General features: G+C 45.6%; 16 protein-coding genes and 1 pseudogene. 10 read left to right on the top strand and 7 right to left on the bottom strand.

Going from position 1 to position 23,342, the window contains the following annotated elements; all coding sequences use genetic code 11:
• The first annotated feature begins 131 nt into the window (after positions 1-131).
• Positions 132-1,454, top strand: coding sequence for a guanitoxin biosynthesis MATE family efflux transporter GntT (gene gntT, locus MIC7113_RS17235; RefSeq protein ID WP_015183444.1), 1,323 nt, complete (start codon positions 132-134; stop codon positions 1,452-1,454).
• Between the two features lie 140 nt (positions 1,455-1,594).
• On the opposite strand, the gene MIC7113_RS17230 is transcribed toward gntT, so the two are convergent.
• Complete coding sequence (locus MIC7113_RS17230) at positions 1,595-2,758, bottom strand: cysteine desulfurase family protein (protein WP_015183443.1); 1,164 nt, start codon at positions 2,756-2,758, stop codon at positions 1,595-1,597.
• 137 nt (positions 2,759-2,895) lie between these two features.
• Positions 2,896-3,276: a DUF7682 family zinc-binding protein gene (locus tag MIC7113_RS34815; protein ID WP_015183442.1), complete on the bottom strand. Its 381-nt coding sequence runs from the start codon at positions 3,274-3,276 to the stop codon at positions 2,896-2,898.
• Between the two features lie 208 nt (positions 3,277-3,484).
• On the opposite strand from MIC7113_RS34815, the gene MIC7113_RS17220 reads away from it, so the two are divergent.
• Positions 3,485-5,131, top strand: coding sequence for a DUF655 domain-containing protein (locus MIC7113_RS17220; protein ID WP_390463799.1), 1,647 nt, complete (start codon positions 3,485-3,487; stop codon positions 5,129-5,131).
• Between the two features lie 190 nt (positions 5,132-5,321).
• A complete protein-coding gene (locus MIC7113_RS17215) occupies positions 5,322-7,001 on the top strand; it encodes an aspartate:alanine exchanger family transporter (RefSeq protein WP_015183440.1) in 1,680 nt (559 codons plus the stop codon).
• 50 nt (positions 7,002-7,051) lie between these two features.
• On the opposite strand, the pseudogene MIC7113_RS17210 reads toward MIC7113_RS17215, so the two are convergent.
• A pseudogene (locus MIC7113_RS17210) lies at positions 7,052-7,597 on the bottom strand (DNA translocase FtsK); the annotation flags it as partial.
• A gap of 253 nt (positions 7,598-7,850) precedes the next feature.
• Between MIC7113_RS17210 and MIC7113_RS17205 the strand changes: the two are divergent.
• Together MIC7113_RS17205 and MIC7113_RS17200 are read left to right on the top strand one after the other, a co-directional pair.
• Positions 7,851-9,227, top strand: a complete 1,377-nt coding sequence (locus tag MIC7113_RS17205; RefSeq protein ID WP_015183438.1) for an AAA family ATPase — start codon at positions 7,851-7,853, stop codon at positions 9,225-9,227.
• Positions 9,227-9,961, top strand: coding sequence for a hypothetical protein (locus MIC7113_RS17200; RefSeq protein WP_015183437.1), 735 nt, complete (start codon positions 9,227-9,229; stop codon positions 9,959-9,961). Before MIC7113_RS17205 ends, MIC7113_RS17200 begins: the two co-directional genes overlap by 1 nt.
• Before the next feature lie 87 nt (positions 9,962-10,048).
• Here the strand turns inward: MIC7113_RS17200 and MIC7113_RS17195 are convergent, their stop codons facing one another.
• Entirely contained in the window at positions 10,049-10,879 is an 831-nt protein-coding gene (locus MIC7113_RS17195) for a hypothetical protein (protein WP_015183436.1), read from the bottom strand.
• A 351-nt stretch (positions 10,880-11,230) separates the two neighbouring features.
• The gene (locus tag MIC7113_RS17190; protein ID WP_015183435.1) at positions 11,231-12,220 is read right to left on the bottom strand and encodes a glycosyltransferase family 2 protein; all 990 of its coding nucleotides are present in this window, start codon (positions 12,218-12,220) and stop codon (positions 11,231-11,233) included.
• A gap of 345 nt (positions 12,221-12,565) precedes the next feature.
• Between MIC7113_RS17190 and MIC7113_RS17185 the strand changes: the two genes are divergently transcribed.
• Entirely contained in the window at positions 12,566-13,789 is a 1,224-nt protein-coding gene (locus tag MIC7113_RS17185) for a glycosyltransferase family 4 protein (RefSeq protein WP_015183434.1), read from the top strand.
• Positions 13,790-13,816: 27 nt separating this feature from the next.
• A complete protein-coding gene (locus tag MIC7113_RS33485) occupies positions 13,817-16,375 on the top strand; it encodes a hypothetical protein (protein WP_051055713.1) in 2,559 nt (852 codons plus the stop codon).
• Positions 16,376-16,388: 13 nt separating this feature from the next.
• On the opposite strand, the gene MIC7113_RS33480 is transcribed toward MIC7113_RS33485, so the two are convergent.
• Positions 16,389-19,058, bottom strand: coding sequence for a DUF4347 domain-containing protein (locus MIC7113_RS33480; protein ID WP_015183432.1), 2,670 nt, complete (start codon positions 19,056-19,058; stop codon positions 16,389-16,391).
• Positions 19,059-19,301: 243 nt separating this feature from the next.
• Here MIC7113_RS33480 and MIC7113_RS17165 point away from each other — a divergent pair, with 243 nt between their 5' ends.
• The gene (locus MIC7113_RS17165; protein WP_015183431.1) at positions 19,302-20,501 is read left to right on the top strand and encodes an NAD(P)/FAD-dependent oxidoreductase; all 1,200 of its coding nucleotides are present in this window, start codon (positions 19,302-19,304) and stop codon (positions 20,499-20,501) included.
• Positions 20,502-20,511: 10 nt separating this feature from the next.
• Positions 20,512-21,174, top strand: a complete 663-nt coding sequence (locus MIC7113_RS17160) for an HAD-IA family hydrolase (RefSeq protein ID WP_015183430.1) — start codon at positions 20,512-20,514, stop codon at positions 21,172-21,174.
• A gap of 10 nt (positions 21,175-21,184) precedes the next feature.
• Here the strand turns inward: MIC7113_RS17160 and MIC7113_RS17155 are convergent, their stop codons facing one another.
• The gene (locus MIC7113_RS17155; protein WP_015183429.1) at positions 21,185-21,391 is read right to left on the bottom strand and encodes a hypothetical protein; all 207 of its coding nucleotides are present in this window, start codon (positions 21,389-21,391) and stop codon (positions 21,185-21,187) included.
• Positions 21,392-21,572: 181 nt separating this feature from the next.
• Here MIC7113_RS17155 and MIC7113_RS17150 point away from each other — a divergent pair, with 181 nt between their 5' ends.
• Positions 21,573-22,967 (top strand): sensor histidine kinase, encoded by a 1,395-nt coding sequence (locus MIC7113_RS17150; RefSeq protein ID WP_015183428.1) that lies wholly within the window; start codon positions 21,573-21,575, stop codon positions 22,965-22,967.
• The last annotated feature ends 375 nt before the right edge of the window (positions 22,968-23,342 follow it).

The following is a 23,342-nucleotide window of genomic DNA, read 5'->3' as shown; positions in this document are numbered from 1 at the left end:
TCACCTGCAATGGCTGAATCGCCAACAAGTGAGCAATGGTTTAGTTGAAAACCGTAAGCTATTCATTAATTGTTAAAATTTGTTAAAGTTTGAGTATTAGCCGCTCTCCATTCCCTCCAATTAACCCGGATATGTTGATTACAACCCTTGATCGGTATGATTTTCTCCCTCGCTTTTTTCGATTGGCGAGCGTCAATATTTTGTCCAATCTCATGGTGCCTCTGGCGGGTTTAATCAGTGTGGCATTCTTGGGTCATTTAGGAGATATTCGTCATTTAGCTGGGGTCACTCTGTCCACCGTTTTATTTAACTATATCTACCGAACTTTTGGTTTTTTGCGGATGAGTACCACGGGGATGACAGCCCAAGCGGTGGGACGAGAGGATGAACAAGGGGTATTAATCACGGGTTTACGGAATGGGATATTGGCGCTGGGACTAGGCATGATGATTTTAATTTTGCAGTACCCCCTACAAGAGATTGGATTTGCCCTACTCAGTGCCACATCAGATGTTAAAGCTTCAGGGCAAGCTTATTATGATGCTCGAATTTGGGCAGCACCAGCGACTCTGCTGAACTTTGTCCTCATCGGTTGGTTTTTGGGACGTGAGCAAAGCGGCAAGGTTTTGGTTTTATCGGCTGTTGGGAATGCCGCCAATATTCTGCTGGATTACTTATTAATTGTTCGATTGGGGTGGGAAAGTGCGGGAGCGGGTTTTGCCACAGCGATGAGTCAATATCTGATGTTGCTCATCGGAATAATTTTCATTTGTCGAGAAGTTCGTTGGAAAGAGATCCGAGGCGTAGCGGGACAACTCTTTGATTTATCCGCATTGAAAGAGGCTTTGGCACTAAATAGAGATATCTTCATCCGAACTTTTGCTTTTCTTTCGACCTTTTCCATCTTCACTAACTTAAGTTCGGCGATGGGAACAATGATGTTAACGGAAAATGCTTTGCTGTTACAGGTTGTGACTCTAGCCATCTACTTTATTGATGGATTAGCCTTCGCTACGGAGAGCTTAGCAGGCATTTATCGGGGGAAAGAAGATAATGAGCAGCTTACCTCCCTCGTTGGCATTTCTGGGGGAACCGGTTTAGTTTTAGGTCTTAGTCTTGCTCTCGTATTTGTTTTATTTCCGGAACCTTTATTTGGATTGCTAACGAATCATACGGAAGTTATTGATAGTCTCGATCAGTATGTTTCTTGGTTACTGCCCATTTTAGGGTTTGGTTCGATTGCTTTTATTTTAGATGGATATTTTTTGGGTTTAGCAGAGGGGCCAACGATTCGTAGTGCTGCCTTAACCGCTACGTTGCTGGGGTTTGCTCCAAGTGCGATCGCCGCTTGGTTGTTTCACAGTAGTCACTTATTATGGTTAGCCATGTCCTTGTTTATGGTAGCCAGAGTGATTACGCTTGGGGTACAGCTACCCAGGACGCTCAAGGGATAATTAATGAAGAGTAGAAGCTTTGTCTAATAAGTCTAATAAGTCATGGATCATTGGAAGAAGAAGCTAGTTGTTAGCGATTCAACACATGATGTATTAACTAACAACTAATTCCTTCTATTCCCCATTCTTAATTAATTGATTCAACACCTAGCACAAGCTAGTTCTGGTATGAGTCTGGCTAACACTTGCTTGAGTACCATCGCTGTCCAGTCCACATCGGCTTCCATCGTATCTCGCCCTAAGGTGAGGCGGATACTTCCCAAAGCAACGGCGTCACTGTAGTCCATTGCCTTGAGGATCGGACTGGGACTGAGTTTGCCACTATGACAAGCAGAACCGGAACTAATGCCAATTCCAGCCAAATTGAGCTGGCGCACGAGGGTTTTGCCGGTCACCGTTTTCCCATCACCGATGACCGCAAAGCTGACATGATGAGGTAAGCGGTGAAGTCGGGAACCCGTGGGTATGAGGTTTGGGGTGTCACTCAACTGCTCAAAAAGGCGATCGCGCAATCTCATCAATCGAGAGGTTTCCGTGGCCATTTCTGCCGCCGCGAGTTCGGCAGCGACGCCAAAACCCGCAATCATCGGCACCGCCTGCGTACCTGATCGCAGTTGCAATTCTTGTCCCCCACCCAACATCACGGGCACTAACTCGACGCCACGACGAATATACAATGCCCCTGAACCTTGGGGGCCATAAATCTTATGGCTCGACATGGATAATAAATCCACCGGTAGTTCCTTGACATCGATCGCTAAGCGTCCAGCCACCTGCACTGCATCGGTGTGAAACAAAACGCCTTTTTGGCGAGTGATTTGAGCGAGGGTATGGATTGGTTGTAACGTGCCAACTTCGCTTTGACCGTAGATGATGGAAACCAACACCGTATTGGGTTGCAAGGCGTTTTCTAAATCGTTGGGGTTCACTCGTCCATCTTTGTCCACCGGCAGCCGTGTCACTTCCCAACCCCACTGTTCCAGCAATCCCACGGGTTCTGCCACCGCCGAATGCTCAACGCTGGAAATAATTATGTGCTGTGGCTTTCGATACCCTCTTGCCACCCCCATAATTGCCAGGTTATTCGCCTCCGTACCCCCAGAGGTGAAGATGATCGACTCTGCGGGTGCATTAATCAGCCCAGCCACCTGCATTCTCGCCTGCTCCACCACCGTTGCAGCGCGTTGCCCCCACTCGTGTAAGCTGGATGGATTGCCCCACTGTTGGGTGAGGACATCCTGCATCGTGGCAATGACTTCTGGACGCGGCGGTGTTGTAGCGCTGTAGTCTAGATAAATTTGCATGGTCTTTCAGCCAATGGGCTATCTATTCTCCCAGGATATAGTCTTGATGCCACCCCTTAAGATTATTGTGCTTATATGAAGATTAATGTTTGTCTGTAAACCCGATGCCTGGTTATCTAAGAACTCTCAGGGATTGGCTAACAGCCTGGTTTATCCACGTTGTAATCTTCGTGAGACAAGACGGCGTGGGGAACCAACAGACTACCCTGGTCATGGCAGATCATACGGTAGTTCCGGGTAACGGGAATACTAATAATCCAACGGTTATGGCGGAGCCGCTTTCCCCCATACTCTCTATAATTATTGCGACTCTGGAGGCCAGCGATAATTATACGGGCTTTAACCACCACATGAGCCGGAAGATTTTTTAAATCAATCGGGTCTGCGGCAAAGGTGGATTCCCACTCCTGTTTTTGTTGTCTTTTTTCTTCCCGTACTCTATGCTGTTGCTCACATCGGTGGCAGGATTGACCATACCCCTTATGACCACACAGAAAGGTCTTTTTTCTTCTTGACATATAACGTTATAGGGGGTCTCGCCCCACAACTTCGCAATACTGCTACGGTGTGAGCAATTCCTCGAATTAAGTTAATAAATTAAGAGGCGAACATTAGTCCGCTTGAAATTTATGTTAGTTCAACAGTGACAATGTTTTGACTGTTGTGATCGGAAAACAGGGAACACTAATTGAATACCACTGTTATCTTCTTGGATCAGAAAAACCCTTGCATTTACTGTCTCAAACTCTTTGCCGTCTTGGGATAACCTTCTTTCTAACGCTGACGGTGTCGGCTTGTCAGCGAGTTCAGTCCCAGCTTCCTCGCAAAGCTCCCCTACCTCAAGACCTGTTTGTTCAAGTTTACTTTAATCATGCTGAATCCGGTGAATACACAGAGCCTTATCGGCAGGTAACTCGACCGGGAGATGATTTAGAGCAACAAATTGTAGAGGCGATCGCCACCGCTCAATCTACCGTAAATATTGCCGTTCAAGAGTTACGTTTACCCAAAATCGCCCAAGCACTGGTTCAACGTCACCAAGCTGGGGTGAAAGTCCAAGTCATTCTGGAAAATACCTACAATCGCCCTTGGAGTGAGTTCACTGCTGCTGAAGTCGCCAAACTTCCGGCACGAGAACGCGATCGCTACAAAGAGGGAGTGAAATTAATCGACCGAAATGGGGATAATCAACTCACTCCGGATGAGATTAACCAAAGGGATGCGATCGCCATGTTACGAAACGCTAAAATCCCCATCCTTGACGATACCGCTGATGGTTCCAAAGGCAGTGGCTTGATGCACCATAAATTTGTCGTCATTGATGGACGCACCCTGATTGTTACCTCTGCGAATTTCACCACCAGTGATATGCATGGGGATTTGACAAATACACAAACTCGTGGTAATGCTAATAACCTGTTAAAAATCGAAGATTCCCAGTTAGCCGAGCTGTTTACCCAAGAATTTAACTTCATGTGGGGGGATGGCCCTGGAGGTAAGCCGGATAGTCGGTTTGGTGTCAAAAAACCCTTTCGCCCAGCGCAGCAAGTCAAACTGGGAACCACTACCGTTACCGTGCAGTTTTCCCCAACCTCTGCCACTCAGCCTTGGAGTCAGACGAGTAATGGCTTAATTGGTCAAACCCTGAGTACGGCGACTAAAACTGTTGATTTAGCCTTGTTTGTCTTCTCCGAACAGTCCCTCGCTAACCTCCTGGAAACCAACCATCAACAAGGTGTTCAGGTACGAGGGTTAATTGACCCCGGTTTTGCCTATCGCTATTACAGTGAGGCACTGGATATGCTGGGAGTGTCTTTAGCCAACAAGTGTGTATACGAAGTTAATAACCGTCCTTGGCAAAGTCCCGTTGCCACCATTGGCATTCCCCAGTTACCCAAGGGGGATGTCTTACATCACAAATTTGGCATTGTAGATGGTCAAACGGTGATTACCGGTTCTCACAATTGGTCAGAGGCAGCGAATACCCACAATGATGAGACATTATTAGTGATTGATAGCTCAATGGTTGCCGCCCATTTTGAACGGGAGTTTGGACGCCTCTATGCTAAAGCCGTGCTGGGAGTCCCGTTGGCAGTTCAGCAGAAGATTCAGGCACAAAAGCAAGAATGTCCTCAAATTACTGAGGCGAAAGAGAAGAATGCGCCAACGACTGGAGAGTTGGTTAATCTGAATACTGCAACGCTGGAAGAATTAGTGACTTTGCCGGGAGTTGGCCCCAAACTGGCACAGCAAATCATCGCCGCACGGCAGCAGAAGCCGTTTACTTCTTTAGAAGACTTTGATCGGGTGTCAGGAGTTGGGCCAAGTTTGCTACAAAAATTAGATGGACGGGTGGTATTTAATTCGTTTTGATCAGCTAATTTTTAACGCAGAGAACGCAGAGGGGGGCGCTGAGGTACGCAGAGGTTTTGGAAGAATTCTGAGGAAAATGGAAATGATATTACACATAATGATGAATGAAAAAACGTAAGTTGTGTCATCATTAAATTTGCCTGAGGCCGGATTAAATTCCCAAGACTAACCATGATAGTTAGAGTGAGCAATGCTCATCCTAGCTGTAGCACATCGGGGTAAGTCCTTTATGTTTGAAGTCCTTCGGGAGTTTCTCGCGCATCAGCCGATTATGCTTCTGTTCTTAACGATTGGCTTGGGGTATCTCTTAAGCAAATTTCGGGTGAAAGGTATTGGCTTGGGTATGGCATCGGTGCTGTTTGTCGGGATTGCGCTGGGTGCATGGGGGAAAGAGTCATTCCGCCTGCCTGAAATCGTCTCCCAACTTGGATTGCTCTTGTTTGTCTATACCATCGGACTCCATGCGGGGCCGGCATTTTTTAGAATTCTGAAACGGCGCGGACTGGCATTGGCGCTGTTGGCACTGGTAGCGGTTATCGCTGGGGCGACAATAGCGCAGCTTGCGGTGAAGGTGTTCGGCGTCAATCCTGCGATCGCCGTTGGGTTGTTCTGTGGTGGGTTGACGAACACGCCTGCACTCGCTGCTGCTACTGAAATGCTCAGAGGAAAGCCGGAAAGCGTGTTTCTCACGATTGGTTACTCGGTTGCCTATCCGTTAGCTGTGATTATGCCGATCGCGATCGCAGAGTTTGTTGCGTTGTTCAAGCATGTGAATATCAAAAAAGAAACTCAGCGTGCCGAACAAGAAAGCGGAAACCAAACTGAACCGCCTGTGGCGCGAAATCTTAAAATTATCTCGCCTCAATTGGCTGGAGTCACCATTCACGACTCGCCCCTAGCAAAGCTGGGTGTCAGAGTGAGTCGAGTGCAACACGAGGAGAATGTAAGTGTGGCAACACCCAACACACAATTGGAAGTTGGGGACATTGTTCGCATTGTCGGTACAGACGAGAACGTGGCTCAGGCAATGGCACTCGGCGGCATCGAAGTGGTGTTACAACCGGGGCCTGAATCGCGGCGCGATCAAGTCGATTATCGTCGCATCCTGCTCACGAATAGAAGGCTAGTGGGTCGTAAACTTTGTGAAAGTGGGATTGAACAGAAGTGGAACGCGGTTGTCACACGTATCCGCCGAGGGGATGTAGATTTTGTACCAACGGATAACACGGTACTGGAACGAGGCGATCGCTTGCGTGTGGTGGCGAAGACGGATGATATACCGGGCTTAACGAAGTATTTAGGCGACTCATTGCACGCCCTCAGCGAAACAGATTATCTCTCACTCTCTCTGGGAATTCTGATTGGAGTTTTGCTGGGTAGTGCGACGATTGTACTTCCGGGCAATTTGAGGCTGAGTCTCGGACTTGCTGGTGGCCCTTTAATCGCGGCTCTTTTCCTGGGATGGCGGGGGAGAACTGGCCCAATTATTTGGGATTTACCGGCTGAAATTAGTACTACATTCCGCGAATTTGGACTTGTCTTATTTTTTAGTGCAGTTGGGATTAAGTCCGGCGGACATTTTGTAGACGCGGTGGCGAATAACGGTGTTTTACTGTTGATGATTGGTGGGATGATTACGCTGGTTTCCACACTCGTTTTGCTTGGTGGTTCCATCCTAGTGCTAAAGCTAGATTGGGTGACGGCAACGGGAACTCTGGCGGGTGGGCAAACTCAGCCTGCGATTCTCAGTTTTATCGGGAATTTAGCCAAGTCCGAAGCGCCGAATACGGCTTATGTTTCAATTATGCCCACGGCAATGATTGCCAAAATTCTCATGGCTCAAGTGTTGCTGTGGTGGTTGGGAATTTAACTTCCTCAAACCGGGCAACTTACTGAACCAAGCGGGGTAGATCAACCCTTACTTAAGGCTAGTAAATGGCGATGAACATGAGCTAGATAAACCGTGTCCATCTTGGCATACTGTAGCTGCTTTTCAGTTAAGGGTCGCTGCCCCCAGTCGCTTTGCTGTTCCTCTGTATCTACATTAGAAAATTGACAAAGTTCCACAGCTAATGTTTTAAGTTTTTTGTTAGATATTTTTAATAGATTACGTCGGCTCTTTTTGGTCAATTTGTTGACCATTTTAAATGTACAAGTTACATTTTTAACTTGCTCTTTACCTCCTAGGTATCTTACATCGAAACTAGCATTGTGAAAGACTTTTTCAATATTGGGATTTGCCATGATTTGATTAACAAAATAGGTTACCAATTTAGGCTTATCTAAAACATCTAAGATATAAGCAGATTCGCCAATCAAATCGGTCGGCTCTGTCAACGCCTGAATTAAGGATAGTCTTGGATTAGGGGTGTGCCAGTCAGCGACTTCAGTGTCCAGCCAGAGGATTTTACAAGAGGCAAGTTGAGTGATGAGCGAGTAGATGTCGGCGGATTGTGTCAGGTACAACTTCACGGCAGGGGGCGATATTTCCTGGGGTTTATTCCATTATCATCCTTATAGGCGCAGTATACCGTTAGACTTATCACTACTCAACTCGCTTTTGTCATCTCAGTAGTAGCACTGAGAAAAAACTGCAAAGTGTTCAGCTTCGTTCTGAAAAATCAGTAATAATCCGTAAGCAAAAACTCTGACTACAATAGACAATCGAAGAGGTTGAGGTTGTCCTCGGCAAAAGTAATGTTATAAAGGAAACACAAAGTTGAGTTTTGATCCGTCACTGTGCCGCAACGAAAGTGAAGTAGAAAGTAAACTGATTGTTCAATATCTACTTCCAAAGTTGGGATATTCTCCCGACACCTGGCATCAAGAGGTCACTTTTGGGGCTATTCGTTTAGATTTTTTGGCGTTTGCAACGCAAGTTATCCCTTTCGTCTTGGATGCCAATTCGCCATTAAGTGTCGTCATGGAGGCGAAGCATCCGAATCAAAATTTAAATAACCATGTTCGCAGACTACAGCGATATCTGACAAGCTTGAACGTGCGATATGGGCTGTTAACCAATGGTAAACAAATCAGAATTTACGAGAGAATTCAAGATGAGCTTCGGTTGGTATTTCAGTGTCCTGGTCAAGAAGTTGATGCTAGGCTAGACGAGATTAAAGCTCTCATTGGCAGAGATAGTTCACAGGAAAATCCCACTGAACTTTATCCAGAGACTAATCCAACTCTCACTCAGCCCATCTCTACATCTATTCCTGAAAAGAAGAGTCAACATACTATGAAAATTATTGCGGTTTATCATAACAAAGGCGGCGTCGGCAAAACAACCACCGTAGTAAATCTAGCTGCTGCTATTGCTAAAAAAGGTAAAAAAGTTTTGGTTATTGACCTTGATAGCCAAGCTAACACAACGTTTGCCACAGGATTAATTAAATTTGACGATGAGCAATTTGATGATATAAAAGATTCTAATATTCGTCATGTCTTAGAATCAGAAGATTTTTATCCCATACAAGAAGTAGCAAGAAAATCTCAATTTAGTAATCCCGAAATTAATGTTGTTCCATCCCATATCAATTTAATGAATCATGAAAAGCAACTAAGTGAAAATGTTGATAGCAGTACAATGCTTATCCGAAAACTAGATTCCGCTAAAAATGAATATGATATTGTATTAATTGATACACCACCATCGTTAAATTTATATGCAAAAATTGCTTTAATTACTGCCGATTATCTAATTATTCCTTCTGATTTAAAACCTTTTGCCAATCAGGGATTAATAAATGTCAAGGATTTCATGAAAAGAGTTAATGGATTTAGGAAAATGCTGGGAAAGATTCCTATTGAAGTTCTGGGTGTTCTTGCCTGTAAAATATCGACCAATGCTCGGTTTGTACAATCAACTTTACAAAAACGGATTAAGGCTATTTCAGAACGATATGGTCTAGAAGTTATGGATACAGTAATTTATGATAGAGATGATTTGGCTAAGTGTGCTGAGAAAGTTCAAATTATCGGAGATATGGAGATAGCAGATCCTGTATCTGTATTGGATTTTAAGCCAGATTCTACAGCAGCGCAGGAATTTGAGTTGCTAGCGATAGAAGTATTACAAAAAACAGGGATGGACTGATGAAATTATCCACTTCTCTTGTAGCGGTAAAAAAAATTAGTTCTACTGTTCCTCGCTCAAGCTTTGCAGATGATGAGTTGGAACAAGCAGCACGATTGGTTTTAGCGGCTGAAGGAGTTATCAATCCTATAATCCTTCATAGAACAAGCCTAGAATCCTATGAGGTAGTTGATGGACATTTTGAATACTACGCTTCTGCCAGAGCAAGAGAGATAGATCCTCGCAAGGGTGAGATGATTGGGGCATTTATTATTGAGGATGAGAATGAGGAGGTTATTAAAGAGCAAGTTAAATTACTGAGAAAACCCAAACCTGTTGTTTCAAATGATGGCGCTTCTAGCTCAAATGTGACCGAGTCTCGCCTCATCAATATTGAATCTAAACAAACCAATCTTGAATCTAGGCTTGAGACCAGAATAAATGATTTAAAGGCTGAACAGGGCAGAGAAAGACAAAAAATAGAAGATGAAATTAACAAGCTTAAAAATCAGATCCCAAATCGGATTGAACCTTTGGAAGTATTTAATACTCTGAGGGATTCTGATCTCATTATTAGGCTGAGAGCCGCCGGAATAACTGGTAAAACAGCTACTACTATTATTGAAAAGATTCAAACTACTAGAAAAAAACAAAAATTTGAATCTCTAAGCGATGTTGTCGCACGAGTTGAGGGACTCAGCGATAAAAGAATGATATCGATTATTGATAGCTGGTCACGAATTTCCTTTGATTAAATTTGAGCAGAAAGTTCTAAAAAGTTTTGAGATAATTAGATGCTGCCTGCGATTGCATTCTTCGCAACTTACAAACGCCTGCCCTTGCTACCCTATCCCATTTGACTTCAACGTAACAAAAAACAGCGGAGCACCCATCTCCTGAACAATTCCCGCATCAATTTGCTCTGAACTAAAAGTACAGGCATTTGCCGCTTGTAATTCACTCATCTCAATCCTCTCCAGCCGTTCTAAACGGTAGAGTGATTCGTCTAATTCTTCCCTCGATAGCAGTGGATATAGCTTCTCGCGTAAATGACAAATTGGCACACGATTATCTGTCGCAAATTGACGCTCCAATTCCTGAATTGTCAATAAAATCTTCTCATCATTTACGATCTGCGTCTTCATAGACGACGGCGCAATCTCCTGGAACGATTTCCGCAAGAACTGAATATAATTACTCAGTAGCTCAGAACTGAGTACAGCACAACTTTCGGTAGGATTATACTCATATTGCAGATATTCCTTCCCTCGTTCTGTTAACCAGACTTCTTTAATTTTTTTGTGTTTTGGTTTTACCTCAATTAAATTCCGATCAAGCAAACTTTGAATCACAACTTGTTGCTCTTCAGCAGGAATGCCCGTTTCTTTTGCAGTAATCCTTCCCTTGGCACTTGCCCGAAGTACTTTTCGCTCCTGCTTCGTCAAGGGTAATTCCTCGCAGTCTTGCTTGAGCAGAAAGTTACCGGGAGGGGCAATCTTAAACTTACTAATTTTATAGGAACAAACCAGCAATCCGCGATCGCACAGCTTGCGACAGATCTCTTCTCGCTCAACCTCTGAGATTGTAGAATCCAGTTCGATTTTAGATAAGAGTGCCCTATAATCCTCAAATCCCAACAACTTTAAAATGAACTTCAGCTCAATCGTCTCCATATAACTCCCTTAACTCAGAAAATTCTGGATTTTGGATACAGTGATTTTAAAAGCTTCCCCCATTGTCCATTTATAAAATTCAATGGTTAAAGGAAGAAAGCCAAGAACAACACTATCATCAAGCAGCAAAAACCCTCTCTCTATCCCAGTAGCCTAGGAATCCTAAAAAGTTGCGACTTGTTTTACTAGGGTTAGGCGTTGACTTGTAATCGGACACTACCGGCTTGCTCCAATCACCAGACTCGACCTAATATCTAATTCTGACCAAAATATAGAAAATAGCTTCTGATAAACTACAGATTTCTGTTCAGCCAAAAGAGGGATGTTTAATTCATGTCGCCTACAACCTCTCTAACCCACCGTTTCTCGTACACGTTCTGAATAGTCTTTAGCACGAATCCGACGAAACCCCTGGAAAGCAATTCGCCGTAAACTGACTGGTAAATAAGACAAAATTAAACCCAACGTTGCCTTGCGAGAGCGTCCTAATACTTGAGTTGATTCTCGCAAAATTCGGCGTCCATCTAAAGTATCTCCCTTTTCAATTAATCTTAACCCTAGAACTTGCTGCGTTCCAGCCAATTTATATAAACGCTGTATCTCTAATTCTTGATCAGAAAATTTATAACTTTTAATGCATAAAACTTTAGCTGATAAAAAATGAAGATCTTGTCTTAGGCTTGTCTGTTTACCATGTAAACGATATTCCATGAGAAACTCTGGCAAAAAATACCCTTGCTTGCCAGCGAGTGCCAAACGCACTAGCAAATCGAAATCCTCACATCCATCTGCCTCTGGACGCATATAATTGATTTCTTCTAAGCAAGCTCTACGGAATAGGGTTGAACCAACTTGCAAGCTTTGGTATTGAAACGTTTGTCTTATCAAGTCAGGAATGATTCCCTCTTTAAGCTGGTCTTTTTTCCATTTAGCTGAATTCTCAACTGTAGCTGATTCAACTCTTTCGTTCTTTTGATTAATAATCCAGTGATTGGTACAAACAAAATCTGCATTCGGTTCTGCCTCTAAAACAGCAATCGTTTTTTCTAAAAATTCTGGTGTGAGCGCATCATCATCATCGAATTTAATAAAATAAGTTCCACAAGCTGCATCAAACCCAGAACGCATGTTTCTACTTCGTCCAATATTATTAGGGTGCTTGATATAGCGAATCCGAGAATCATTAAACTGACTCACTACACCTGAAGTATTATCCGTAGAACCATCATCACAAATGATTAGCTCAAAATTGGTATAAGTTTGATTTAAAACACTATTAATAGAATAAGCCAGATAATGGGCACGATTGTAAGTAGGAATACAAACACTTACTTTGAGCATTGTTTTGCTTAAAATAATAATATTCAACCTAAATTGTATATTTTTCAAAAAAAGAGTTTATTTCAAACTAAAAAAACATTTTAATGAAGGATGCCTGTCGATTAAGGACTCATCAAAAAACTTTGCATAGAATATCCTGATCAATTCCCTCAGGGCTGATTGAAGTATTAAGCTAATTTATATTGACCTGGATATATAATACAAAAAATGTTTTGACAAAATTCAATAAAGCTTTGAATAAATTTTCATGAAGAATACCTCAATCAATAATTATCTCTCCTGTACTGGAAAGTCGTCTTTCTGTTAAGCCAACTCGTTGCAATTTTTTACTGAACCTCACAGTTTATGAAAATTCTCATGCTTTCTTCCACTTTCCCATATCCGCCAAGGCGAGGGGGAACTCAGGTGAGGACATTTAACTTACTCAAATACTTGAGTGAGCATCATGCCATCACCTTGATTACTCAATATGCTGAAGATGTAGAGCCAACGGAAGTGGAAGAATTACAAAATTGGGTCGAGGAACTGCTGGTTTTCCCAAAACCCCAACTCTCAGACGCCGAGAGTGGATTCCTGGGAAAAATGCAGCGCTTCAAAGCATTTTTGGAACAGGGAACACCTCCGAGTGTGCTACACCACTACTCTACTGATATACAGCAATGGGTAGATGAGGCCGTACAAGCTGGAGAGTTTGAAGTCATTACCTGCGAACATAGTGTGAATGAAATTTATATACGACCCGAATGGCAATCCCAATTGCGAACGGTTGTAAATATTCATAGTTCTGTTTATGGGACGTGCCGCCATCTGTTGGAAACAAAAACCTCAGAAAATCAACTGAGAGACCAGTTGAATTTACCGTTGCTACGTCGCTATGAGGAGCGATATTGTGCTAAGTTCACTGACATTGTGGTGACCACGCCGGAGGATCGGCGTCAGATCACCGCGCTCGAACCGGAGGGTCAGATTGCTGTGGTTCCTAATGGTGTCGATCTTAAACTGTACCCTAAGCGCGTCTCCGACCCCGGAGGACACAGACTGGTGATCTGTGGCTCCATGGACAATCGCCCAAACATTGATGCGGCACGTTTTTTTAGCTTGGAGGTGTTCCCAGAAATTTTGCAACGCTATCCAGAAGCAACGCTGGAAATCGTGGGAGGGAATCCGGTGCCGGAAGTTTTGGAGTTAACACAAAGCCCTGGCATTACTGTCACAGGTCGTGTACTTTCAATGGTGGATTATTTACATAAGGCAACCGTTTGTGTGGTGCCGATGCGGACAGGGTTTGGCATCAAAAATAAAACCTTAGAGGCAATGGCAGCAGGAACGCCAGTGGTAGGAAGCGATCGCGGTTTGGAAGGACTACAAGTCGATGGGGGAGAAGTTCCTTTGAGAGCCTTGCGAGCGAATGAGCAAACCGAGTATGTGTATGCTGTTAGCCGTTTATTGGAAAACCGCCAATTGCGAAAACAACTTTCCGAGAATGCGCGATCGCTGATTGAAAAAAAATATACATGGGAACGTGCTGGTAAACTCTATGAACAGGTGTTATCGGGGCGTCGGGATTAGAGGATAGGAGCCGAAGTAAACATAGCGATGAAAACGCCTCAAGATTCACCACAACGCCAGCCATCCGTCAAAAATACTCGACGGGTCAAAAAGCCATTGGCAAAGCCCGTAGGTTCAAACCAGCCACTCCTAAGCGGTCAGCCGAAGCCCCACTCCTCCCATAAAATAAACCCACAACCCTTGAAATCCAAGTCCCGATTACAGGGTTGCCTTGTGACCTTAGGTTCACTCGCTCTGTTACTCACTGCCAGTGGTGTGATTGTGGGCGGTATCTGGCTTGCCATTCTGTTAATGGTCAACCCCAATGCTGTCGTTTGGCTCAATCAATATTTACCCCAGTGGACTCGGATTCCCGTTTCCGCCGCCTCACCCCCAAAAACCCTGGAAGCGATTCAACAAGAGGTTCGCCAAAGTGACTTAATTCCAGGAGAGGCGCTATTCCTCTCGAAAAATGGCATCGATGAGGGTTCGACAGCGCTGTTGTTGCCCATCTTGAAATCTCCCCCCGCTTGCCAACTCGATTGCGAACAGATTGTTGAACTGAGAGTCTACCAACCCATCCAGCCAGGATTTTATCAACTGGCGACTCAGCTTGAGATTGCAGGCCCCGAAGAGTATTTTGTGCTTTCTTCCCTACTCAATACCCAAGTTGATCAAGCCACTGAATCCCGTTCTCTACCCCTAACCAAAATCAGTCGCTTTGACGACAAAGCCCCCGAACCGGGTTTCTGGTTCAATCTCTCCAATCAACGGCTGAGTGGTGACACACCCATGACTTACGGACAGGTGGTGCACTACAATCCCGAACAAATGCACCTGAGTGTGATGTTGCAGTGGACAACGCCGAACGAACAGAGTGCCTCTTGGCAGCAAGTCACTGGAGATGCTAAATCAGAATTTGTCGTCAATCAGACGGTGGGTTTAGAACCCCGCTTCAAGGTTTACCAGCTTCGTCCGCGCAATTTTGTACCCAACCCCATCGTTCTGGAAGAAATTTCTTTAATTCAACCCGCTTTAGACAGTCCAGTCTTTCGCAATGCCTTGTTATTAGCGCGTCATGGGTTGTGGTCGCCTGCGTTGGAATTGTTGCAATCCCAGAAGAAAAACAATGGGTCAGCTACCGCCCAAGCGCAAATGGATCTGATTCAATTGCACGCACAGGTGACACAATCCCAAGCTAAGCAAGCCTGGGCAAACCCAAGTTCTGCCATTTTGGCGAAATTAATCGATGGTCGCTGGGCCGATGCTCTGCTCATGTTCCAATCGTTCGTTCCAGGGGTGCAGGCACAGGACATTGTCACGTTGATCCAAACCGATTCCGATAGCTTGTTGGATCGGGTGGAAACAGCGCTCAAGGTGAATCCCGATAGTGTGGAAGTCAAAGCGTGGGGAGCCTTGATTGTGGCGGTCAAGCAAGGACGATTAAAAGCGATCGCCTGGTTAGGGCAATTCTCTCAAAATTCTAAAACTAAACCCGTCAACTATTCCTCCATCAACGAATTACTCGACCGTCTCGATACGTTCTTAGGTAAAAAGCTCCCCTCCAACCGTCATGTCAGTCGAATTATTGGTACAGCACAACCCGTCTTAAATGTCAATCCTGCGGATTGGCTGCAACCGGGAGACTTGAACGGGGAACAGGGAGCACAGGAGCAAGCTTCGCCAAATGCTACAACCACTCCTGGAGCAAGTACCAATAGCCCGGATGCAGAAAATCTTGCTACGTTATCACCCACTCCTCCCTTCGCCCAAACCTCCCCAACCCTACAACTAGAGCCGTTAAAAGTCTGGTATCAAGTGCAAGTCAGCGCTTTCCACGATGGGGCACGGTGGTGGCAAGCTCCATTTTCCAATTGGCTTTTGCCCAACTCCGTCAGTGCCCAGCAGATGTGGAATTATCTCGGATTGGGCATGGATTCCCAAATTCAGATTACAGTTTGGAATGCCGAGGGACGCCAAGAAGGCATAATGGCGACGGTGAAAGCGGTTTCCTTTAAGGGAGGTTCGCTTCAGCTTTTGGCGGCAGGTGATGTCCTACCCACGTTCAAAACCGCTGACGCGGCGGTGAAAAGTAGCCTTCTCGCCTACACAGACGCTGCCCTAGAATGGATAGAACCGTCGTCTGTCACCTTATCCAGCCTCAACGAAGTACAGCCCGAATGGGTATCGGCACTCCTCCCCACACTCAGACGCGAGTTAGTGAATAGCGGTCATCTCAAGTCTGGCGCACTCCCAAGTGATGCGTTACTGCTCAAAGAAATGGGACAATGGTCGGTTCGACTGGTTGAGTTAACCGGCAACAACAAACCAGACGCCGTGTTTACTTTATACGAAGACCGGATATTTGGAGCCTTGAAACGGCAAAATGACAATCGCATCGTTGAGAATCCAGAGATTTTTAAGCCCCGGACTCTAATTTTTGCAGACGACGGACTCTTACTCTACAGTGAATTTTCCCAAGATGCTAATACCTCACTCACGGCGATCGCAGATTTAGGAGATGGTAGTCCTGGGGCTTTAGTCCTTTCTGGAAATAACAGTTACAGCTTGAAGCGTTGGTCATCGGAGAACCAGCGTTTCGAGTGAAACTGACGTATTTTCAGGCAAAATTCACCCGCACAATCACATCGTTATAGTCCCGATCACCGCCTCCCGATAAATCCTCAAAACCGAAAGTGTTATCCCCCAATAAGCGGATGTGGTCAACGCCATCCCCATTAGCCCCTAAAAAGGGAAAATACACAGCAGGGTCATTACTGGAATTTCCATCTAAGAGTGCATCCGGTTTGCCATTGGCAATCAAAAATGGTACATAAATCAATCCACCCTCTAGCTGTGCGGTGAACGTCGCTGTGGATTGATTAGCACAAGTGAGGTCTAAGTTTTGCACCCGTTGTTGAATAGCCGCTTGTGCATACCCCGTCTCGCCGGGACGAACATCAGCCGTACCATTTCCATCCGTATCAATTCCACCATTGACATCCAAAACTCGATAAAAGCCGACAAAATTGTCAAAAGCCGCCTCTCGATTCACGACAAACTGAGCTTGTAATCCTGCTGTTTGGTTCCGTAAATCAATGACTTCGTGTTGCGACTCCCCTTGTAAAGTTACACCCACTTTTAAAGGCTCAGTGGTGGGTTGAATGGTCATCACTAAGTCATTAAAATCTTGGTCACCCCCACCTAATTTATCTTCCCAGCGCAGGGTAAAAACTCCATTGCCTGGGTTTGATACTTGCAGAGAGTCTATCCCACCCGTATTGAACGAGGACGAGGCGAAGAATATATTGGGGGGTGTCCGCCCAGCGGCTAAGTCAGCGAGTGCTGTATCCGTGGTACTGTTTTGGACAATGTAAAACAAGAGGCGGTCATTTGCATCAACGCTTAAATTGCGAGTTTGATTCGATACCCCAAAACCATTGGGGGGGTTAGAGAGTGCTGAAAAAATTACCGTTCCCTGACTCAGGGCAGCTTGCACATAGCCGGCCTCACCCGGAGCAACACCGTTAATCGTACCAGCATCATTATCGAGAACGACAACACCCACTTCATTCACAGCAGCAGAACTGCCTTGCACAAGGCTGTACTTGAGTTGGGTTTGTCCTGAAGAGCCTTCAATTACAAAAATATTGTTTGGATTCAGCCCCAACGTTAAGGCAGTGTCTGTGGGGGTTGGTGTTGGAACTGGCGTTGGCGTTGGTGTTGGAACTGGCGTTGGCGTTGGCGTGGGCGTGACTGCGATACTTACGGTAGCTGCATTGGGATTGGTCAAGTCGCCATCGTTGATTTGGTAGGTAAAGCTATCTGTACCTATAAAACCAGGGTTGGCTGTGTAGTTAAAGGAACCATTTGGGTTTAACGTCAGCGTCCCGTTAGCGGGTCCAGCCACCAAGAAGCTATTGAGTGGGTCTTGCTCCGGGTCAGTATCATTAGCCAAAACACCTAAATTGATGGGTACGTTGAGCGGGGTGTTAGCTTCGATAGTGTAGGTGTCATTGGTGGAATTGTTGGGAGTGCGGTTGACTGCGATGGAACTGATCGTCGTTATGGCTTCAGCCTGGTCAGTACTGTCCCCGAAGAAGAGATAGTTAGGTAATTCATAGGGATCAATAGGCAAAGGGGGCTGACTGGTAGCCGGATTGAAGGCTGTGTAGTTGCGTAACTCTCCCGTTAGGATTTGTGTCCCGTTAGCCAAGAGTGTGTAATTGTTGCCGAGTACTCTAACGGTGTAGTTAGTCGCTTGGGTTGTATTAAAAGCAATATTTTCGCCGCGAGTGAACAGGAGATTATCTTGCTGAGCGAAGATTAGATTGTTATTAAATCCGAATTCGATTCCCTGTAGATCGTTACTAATTGCAATAAAGCTAAAACCAGCGCGATCCGGACTGACACTATTTTCCTCGGTGATGGCAACATTAAATGAAATGCTGAAGCCCGTCGTGCGATCCAATATGGGGAAAGTAGCATTGGCTGGGGTGCCAGCGGTAGAATAGTTGCTGTAGCCGGCATAGCGACGTCCGAAAGCAGCTTGGGGAGCGGTATTGAGAGTGACCCCACCAGCAACTAGCGTTTGAGCGGCAGTGTTGGGCAATAAGTCTGCAAAAGCTAGAAAGCCTTGCTCTTGAGGCAGAGTTCCCAAGGTGCCGTTATAGAGAGCGAGTGGAAACGCAGAGGGATAGGCTTGCATAACCCAAGGCTGAAATGCCAAAGGAGCCTCAACTTTACCCACTCTATATTCCAGTTCCCAGGTTCCACCCAAGGCACTGTTACCTGTGCGATCGCCAGAAGCTGCAATATTGGCTCCGGTGGCTTGGTGGAGTTGTTGGACAAAGGCGATACCGACTTCTCCAGCCGCTACATTGCATCCATAAAGGAGAAGATCTGAGCTTTTATGTTGGCTTGACTGGTGAGAGAAAAGGTTTGACCAAAGTTGCAAGTCACTAACATAGCGCTCCAAGGTATCCAGGCATAGCTGAGTACTGCCGAGAGACAAGCAACCCGGTGCACCGTGAGAAACAATATGGACACTAGAAACAGCAGTACGTTCTTTCAAAGCTTCCGTAATTTGTTCGACGCCATCCTGGTTGGGGTCGAGAAAAATGATTTCTGCTCCAGGGATGACCCCATCCGCTAAAATTTGGGCATCATCAACAGCAGCATCAATAAAAACGATAGTGTTAGGAATGAGATTTTGCTTAGTTAATGAGTTGTCTTGTCTCTCGTGGCTAGAGTTATGAGTTTTTTCTAGCTGAATCTGCGATAGAAGCATAAGACTATAAACCCTTCACAAATCTTGGTGGAAAATCTATCCCAAGATTGATGAATAGTTTAGGTTAAAAGGAAAAAAAAGCCCAGATATTTTCAATACAGCCCTATTAACTGAGGGTTGAAGTCTGTGAGCATTGCGGTGCGTTAACGCAGGATGTAAATTACCCCACCTCCAAGAGCTAGCTGGGAAGAGTCTCGCTACACTGAAGAAAATAGCCCGCAAGGGACGCACGCGCTTTAAACCATGAGTGAACAACCGACCCGAATCTGTATTCTTGGAGGAGGCTTTGGGGGTCTCTATACTGCCCTGCGCTTGAGTCAATTACCGTGGGAAAAGCCCCAACGACCGGAAATTATCCTCGTCGATCAAAACGATCGCTTTTTATTCACACCGTTACTGTATGAACTCCTGACGGGCGAACTCCAAACCTGGGAAATTGCCCCACCCTATGAAGAACTGTTAGCCAACACAGGGGTGCGATTCACTCAAGCCGCTGTGGCTGGCATTAATGTAGAGGAGCGGCAGGTACAACTGCAAGATGGCCCAGACTTTACTTACGATCGCTTGGTGTTGGCGATGGGTGGAGAAACTCCCCTGGATATGGCACCTGGGGTAATGGAGTATGGGATTGGATTCCGCACCATAGCGGATGCCTATCGCTTAGAAGAACGGCTGCGGATTTTGGAAGAGTCTGACAAGGAGAAAATCCGAGTCGCGATTGTGGGTGGGGGTTATTCGGGAGTTGAGTTAGCTTGCAAACTGGCTGAACGACTCGGCGATCGCGGACGACTGCGGTTGATTGAACTGAGTGATATGATTCTCAGAACCTCAACAGATTTTAATCGCGATGCCGCTCATAAGGCTTTAAATGACCGGAGTGTTTGGATTGATTTAGAAACCTCTGTGGCGTCAATTGAGCCAGATACAATTTCCCTGCTCTATAAAGGACAACTAGATACCATTCCCGTCGATTTGGTGTTGTGGACTGTGGGAACAAGGGTTGCGCCCGTTGTACGTGCCCTCTCACTCAAGCAAAGCCAACGGGGACAGTTGACTGTAACACCGACACTCCAAGCCATTGATCATCCCGAAATCTTTGCTTTGGGCGACCTCGCCGATTGCCATGATGCCGAAGGTCAACAAGTCCCCAACACGGCGCAAGCGGCATTCCAACAAGCCGATTATACCGCCTGGAATATTTGGGCTTCCCTCACCGGTCGTCCTCTGCTACCCTTCCGTTATCAGCACTTAGGGGAGATGATGACCTTGGGGATAGACAATGCCACTTTCACCGGTCTGGGAATTAAGTTAGATGGCCCCTTAGCCTACCTGACTCGGCGTCTTGCCTATCTCTATCGGATGCCGACTTTAGACCACAAGCTGAAAGTTGGCTTGAACTGGATAGCACAACCTTTCGTGGAGATGTTATCGGGAAACTCTTAGTTGAAAGAACATGCAACAACCGAAAGTGATTTTTCTCGATGCCGTCGGTACACTGTTTGGTATCCGGGGGAGTGTGGGGGAGGTGTATAGTGCGATCGCGCAACGGTTTGGCGTTACAGTCCCAACGGACTCATTGAACCAAGCCTTTATCCAAGCGTTTGCCGCCACCAACCCCCCAGTTTTTCCTGGATGTTACCCTGATGAGATTCCCCAGTGCGAATTTGAATGGTGGCGCGTGATTGCCCAGCGCACATTCCAACAAGCTGGCGTTCTTCACCAATTTGCTGACTTCGATGATTTTTTTGACCAACTCTACAATTACTTTGCCACGGCTGAACCTTGGTTTATCTATCCCGATGTGCTTCCGGCGTTGCAAGCATGGCAACGGATTGGGATTGAGATGGGGATTGTGTCTAATTTTGATTCCCGTCTGGATTATGTATTAGAAGCGCTGAACCTGAAGACGTTTTTTACCTCAATCACGGTTTGTACTCAGGCGGGTGTCGCGAAGCCTGATTCCCGAATTTTTTCCATTGCCTTACAAAAACATTTCTGTGAACCGCAAGATGCATGGCACATTGGGGATAGCTTGACACAAGACTTCCAGGGCGCAAGGGCAGTGGGCATCCGAGCCATTTTACTGGAACGCAACCCTCAGATGCCAGCCGTCTAAGCGATCGCCTTTAGTCTTTTATTGGATTCCAGGGAACTAAATCACAAGGAAATACAAAAATTTCTGTACCGTGAAGCACCGCCTGATTGTAAAGCCGTATCGCCTCCGCCAAACTGGAAAAAGTAATAGGAACCCATTGGTTCTCATAAGCACAGATGACGACTTTGGCGGCTGTGTACTCTTCTTTCGGTAGTGGATTAGACCAACGTGAAATCATGAGTGATGCACCTTAATGTTTCTACATATATTCTTTATGACTGTCATACATAAGTATTACTACCTATCAAAAGGAATAAGTCTAAAGCAGGATTTTTGAGTGTGTTCAGCAGTGGCGGATCTTACAACCGTATAGAGGCATGGGGATACCGTTGCCATCAAAGTTTGGGAAGCATACCATCATGTTTCAGGCTACCCGCCGACGTTTAGCTCTTTGGTACACCACTGTAACGGCAGTGTTGCTGCTGCTATTTGCTACAGGTTTTTATTTATATGTTCGTAGCACCTTGATTGAGCGGGTAGATGATACTCTCGAACATGTGGTAGAAGTGGTGGAGCGATCGCTCGTCATCGAACCTGTACGATTGTCCGACATCCCCTTTCGAGTTAACGTTGAAGCCAGTTTTCGAGATAACGCCGACACCGCAGAAGATGACCACATTGACTTAGAGTGGTTTAGTCCTACGGGAGAGTTGTTGTGGTCAACCCTATCCGAACCTCTGGAGATTTCCTTACACCCTAACGATACAGGCGAAACTGTACATTTATCTGCTGATCATCTGTTGCGACAGGTAACTAAACGGGTACAACTTGGGCGTTACGTTTTAGGCTATCTGCGAGTCAGCCATCCTTGGTTTGAGGTGACTAAGCCGATTCGCCAGCTCATTGTCGATCTCACCCTGGGCACAATTTTCATGGTAATGTCTGTTGCCGCGATCGGCTGGTTCCTTTCCGGATTGGCGATGAAGCCGGTGCGAGAATCTTATCAACGTCTGAAGCAGTTTACAGCCGACGCTTCCCACGAGCTGAGAAATCCGATCGCCATGATTCAAACCAACGTGCAGGTTGCCCTGGCTGATCCGGATTTGGACTCTCCCCTGCAACGCCAGCAGCTCAAGGTGGTAGAGCGGTTAACCCAACGATTAGGGCGTTTGGTGAATGACCTCTTATTTTTAGCACGGGTGGATAGTGGCATCATACAACCCCAATGGCAACCTGTACCTCTGGATGCTTTACTGATGGAGGTGATCGAAGAACAACAGTTACTGGCGGCTGAGAAGGGCATTTCTCTCTCCTTACATTTCGTAGAAACACCCAGCGAAGAATTTGTAGGGGAACACTGTGCGATATTTCCGGCTTTATCAGACGATGCCTTTACGCTTTTAGGAGATTGGGATCAGCTTGCTCGCTTATTTACTAATCTGGTGAGTAACGCCCTGCAATACACCGTTGCCTCTACCGAGAATCCTGGTGAGGCATCTGTTCAGGTGGAATTGCAGCAGTTACAACGTCTGAGCCATGTTGGGGGGCGAAACACGCAATCCCTCCTGCGAGTGCAAGTCCGCGATACAGGCATCGGTATTTCAGAATCGGCATTGCCCCAGCTTTTTGACCGTTTCTATCGAGTCGATCCTGCCAGAAAACATGATACGGCAGCCGGTTCGGGGTTAGGATTAGCGATCGCTAAAGCTATCATCGAGAATCACCACGGTCAAATTCAAGTCGAAAGCATTCTCCATCAAGGCACAACCGTTACAGTCACTTTTCCGGTTTCTAAACTTGATCCACATAATTAAATTTTTAACATTATTTAGAGATATTTCTTTACAAAATAAATGTCACCAACAAGGGACATGAAGCCCCTTGCTTAATCTTGGTTTAGATGCCAGGGTAAAAAAAATTGTAACACTTTGCTTGAGGGAGTTTCACAGCTTTGAAATAGAATCAAGCTCAACCTAAATGAAATTAACAAAGGCTTAAAAAATCTATCTTTTGGGCTGTTTCCTATGACGGATGTAGAAGCAAGCAAACACTTGTAATGTTTGGGTATGTGACTGAAAAAGCAAGAGCAAGATTTAAATTTTTCCTAAAAACAGGAGTAAGTCCTTACTCAATCCGCTATAGCTTAAAAGCATCTGTAAATTAATCAAAGACTGTTTAGATCTTGCCGT

The sequence above is a fragment of the Allocoleopsis franciscana PCC 7113 genome (assembly GCF_000317515.1).
In the GTDB taxonomy this organism is placed as follows: Bacteria; Cyanobacteriota; Cyanobacteriia; order Cyanobacteriales; family Coleofasciculaceae; genus Allocoleopsis; species Allocoleopsis franciscana.
This window is presented reverse-complemented; position numbering and strand designations above follow the sequence as displayed.

What these genes read in the sequence shown, in the direction of transcription:
- gntT (WP_015183444.1), top strand. Translation starts at nt 132, where the DNA reads ATGTTGATTACAACCCTTGATCGGTATGATTTTCTCCCTCGCTTTTTT.
- MIC7113_RS17230 (WP_015183443.1), bottom strand. Translation starts at nt 2,758, where the DNA reads ATGCAAATTTATCTAGACTACAGCGCTACAACACCGCCGCGTCCAGAA.
- MIC7113_RS34815 (WP_015183442.1), bottom strand. Translation starts at nt 3,276, where the DNA reads ATGTCAAGAAGAAAAAAGACCTTTCTGTGTGGTCATAAGGGGTATGGT.
- MIC7113_RS17215 (WP_015183440.1), top strand. Translation starts at nt 5,322, where the DNA reads ATGCTCATCCTAGCTGTAGCACATCGGGGTAAGTCCTTTATGTTTGAA.
- MIC7113_RS17200 (WP_015183437.1), top strand. Translation starts at nt 9,227, where the DNA reads ATGAAATTATCCACTTCTCTTGTAGCGGTAAAAAAAATTAGTTCTACT.
- MIC7113_RS17195 (WP_015183436.1), bottom strand. Translation starts at nt 10,879, where the DNA reads ATGGAGACGATTGAGCTGAAGTTCATTTTAAAGTTGTTGGGATTTGAG.
- MIC7113_RS17190 (WP_015183435.1), bottom strand. Translation starts at nt 12,220, where the DNA reads ATGCTCAAAGTAAGTGTTTGTATTCCTACTTACAATCGTGCCCATTAT.
- MIC7113_RS17185 (WP_015183434.1), top strand. Translation starts at nt 12,566, where the DNA reads ATGAAAATTCTCATGCTTTCTTCCACTTTCCCATATCCGCCAAGGCGA.
- MIC7113_RS33485 (WP_051055713.1), top strand. Translation starts at nt 13,817, where the DNA reads ATGAAAACGCCTCAAGATTCACCACAACGCCAGCCATCCGTCAAAAAT.
- MIC7113_RS33480 (WP_015183432.1), bottom strand. Translation starts at nt 19,058, where the DNA reads ATGCTTCTATCGCAGATTCAGCTAGAAAAAACTCATAACTCTAGCCAC.
- MIC7113_RS17165 (WP_015183431.1), top strand. Translation starts at nt 19,302, where the DNA reads ATGAGTGAACAACCGACCCGAATCTGTATTCTTGGAGGAGGCTTTGGG.
- MIC7113_RS17160 (WP_015183430.1), top strand. Translation starts at nt 20,512, where the DNA reads ATGCAACAACCGAAAGTGATTTTTCTCGATGCCGTCGGTACACTGTTT.
- MIC7113_RS17155 (WP_015183429.1), bottom strand. Translation starts at nt 21,391, where the DNA reads ATGATTTCACGTTGGTCTAATCCACTACCGAAAGAAGAGTACACAGCC.
- MIC7113_RS17150 (WP_015183428.1), top strand. Translation starts at nt 21,573, where the DNA reads ATGTTTCAGGCTACCCGCCGACGTTTAGCTCTTTGGTACACCACTGTA.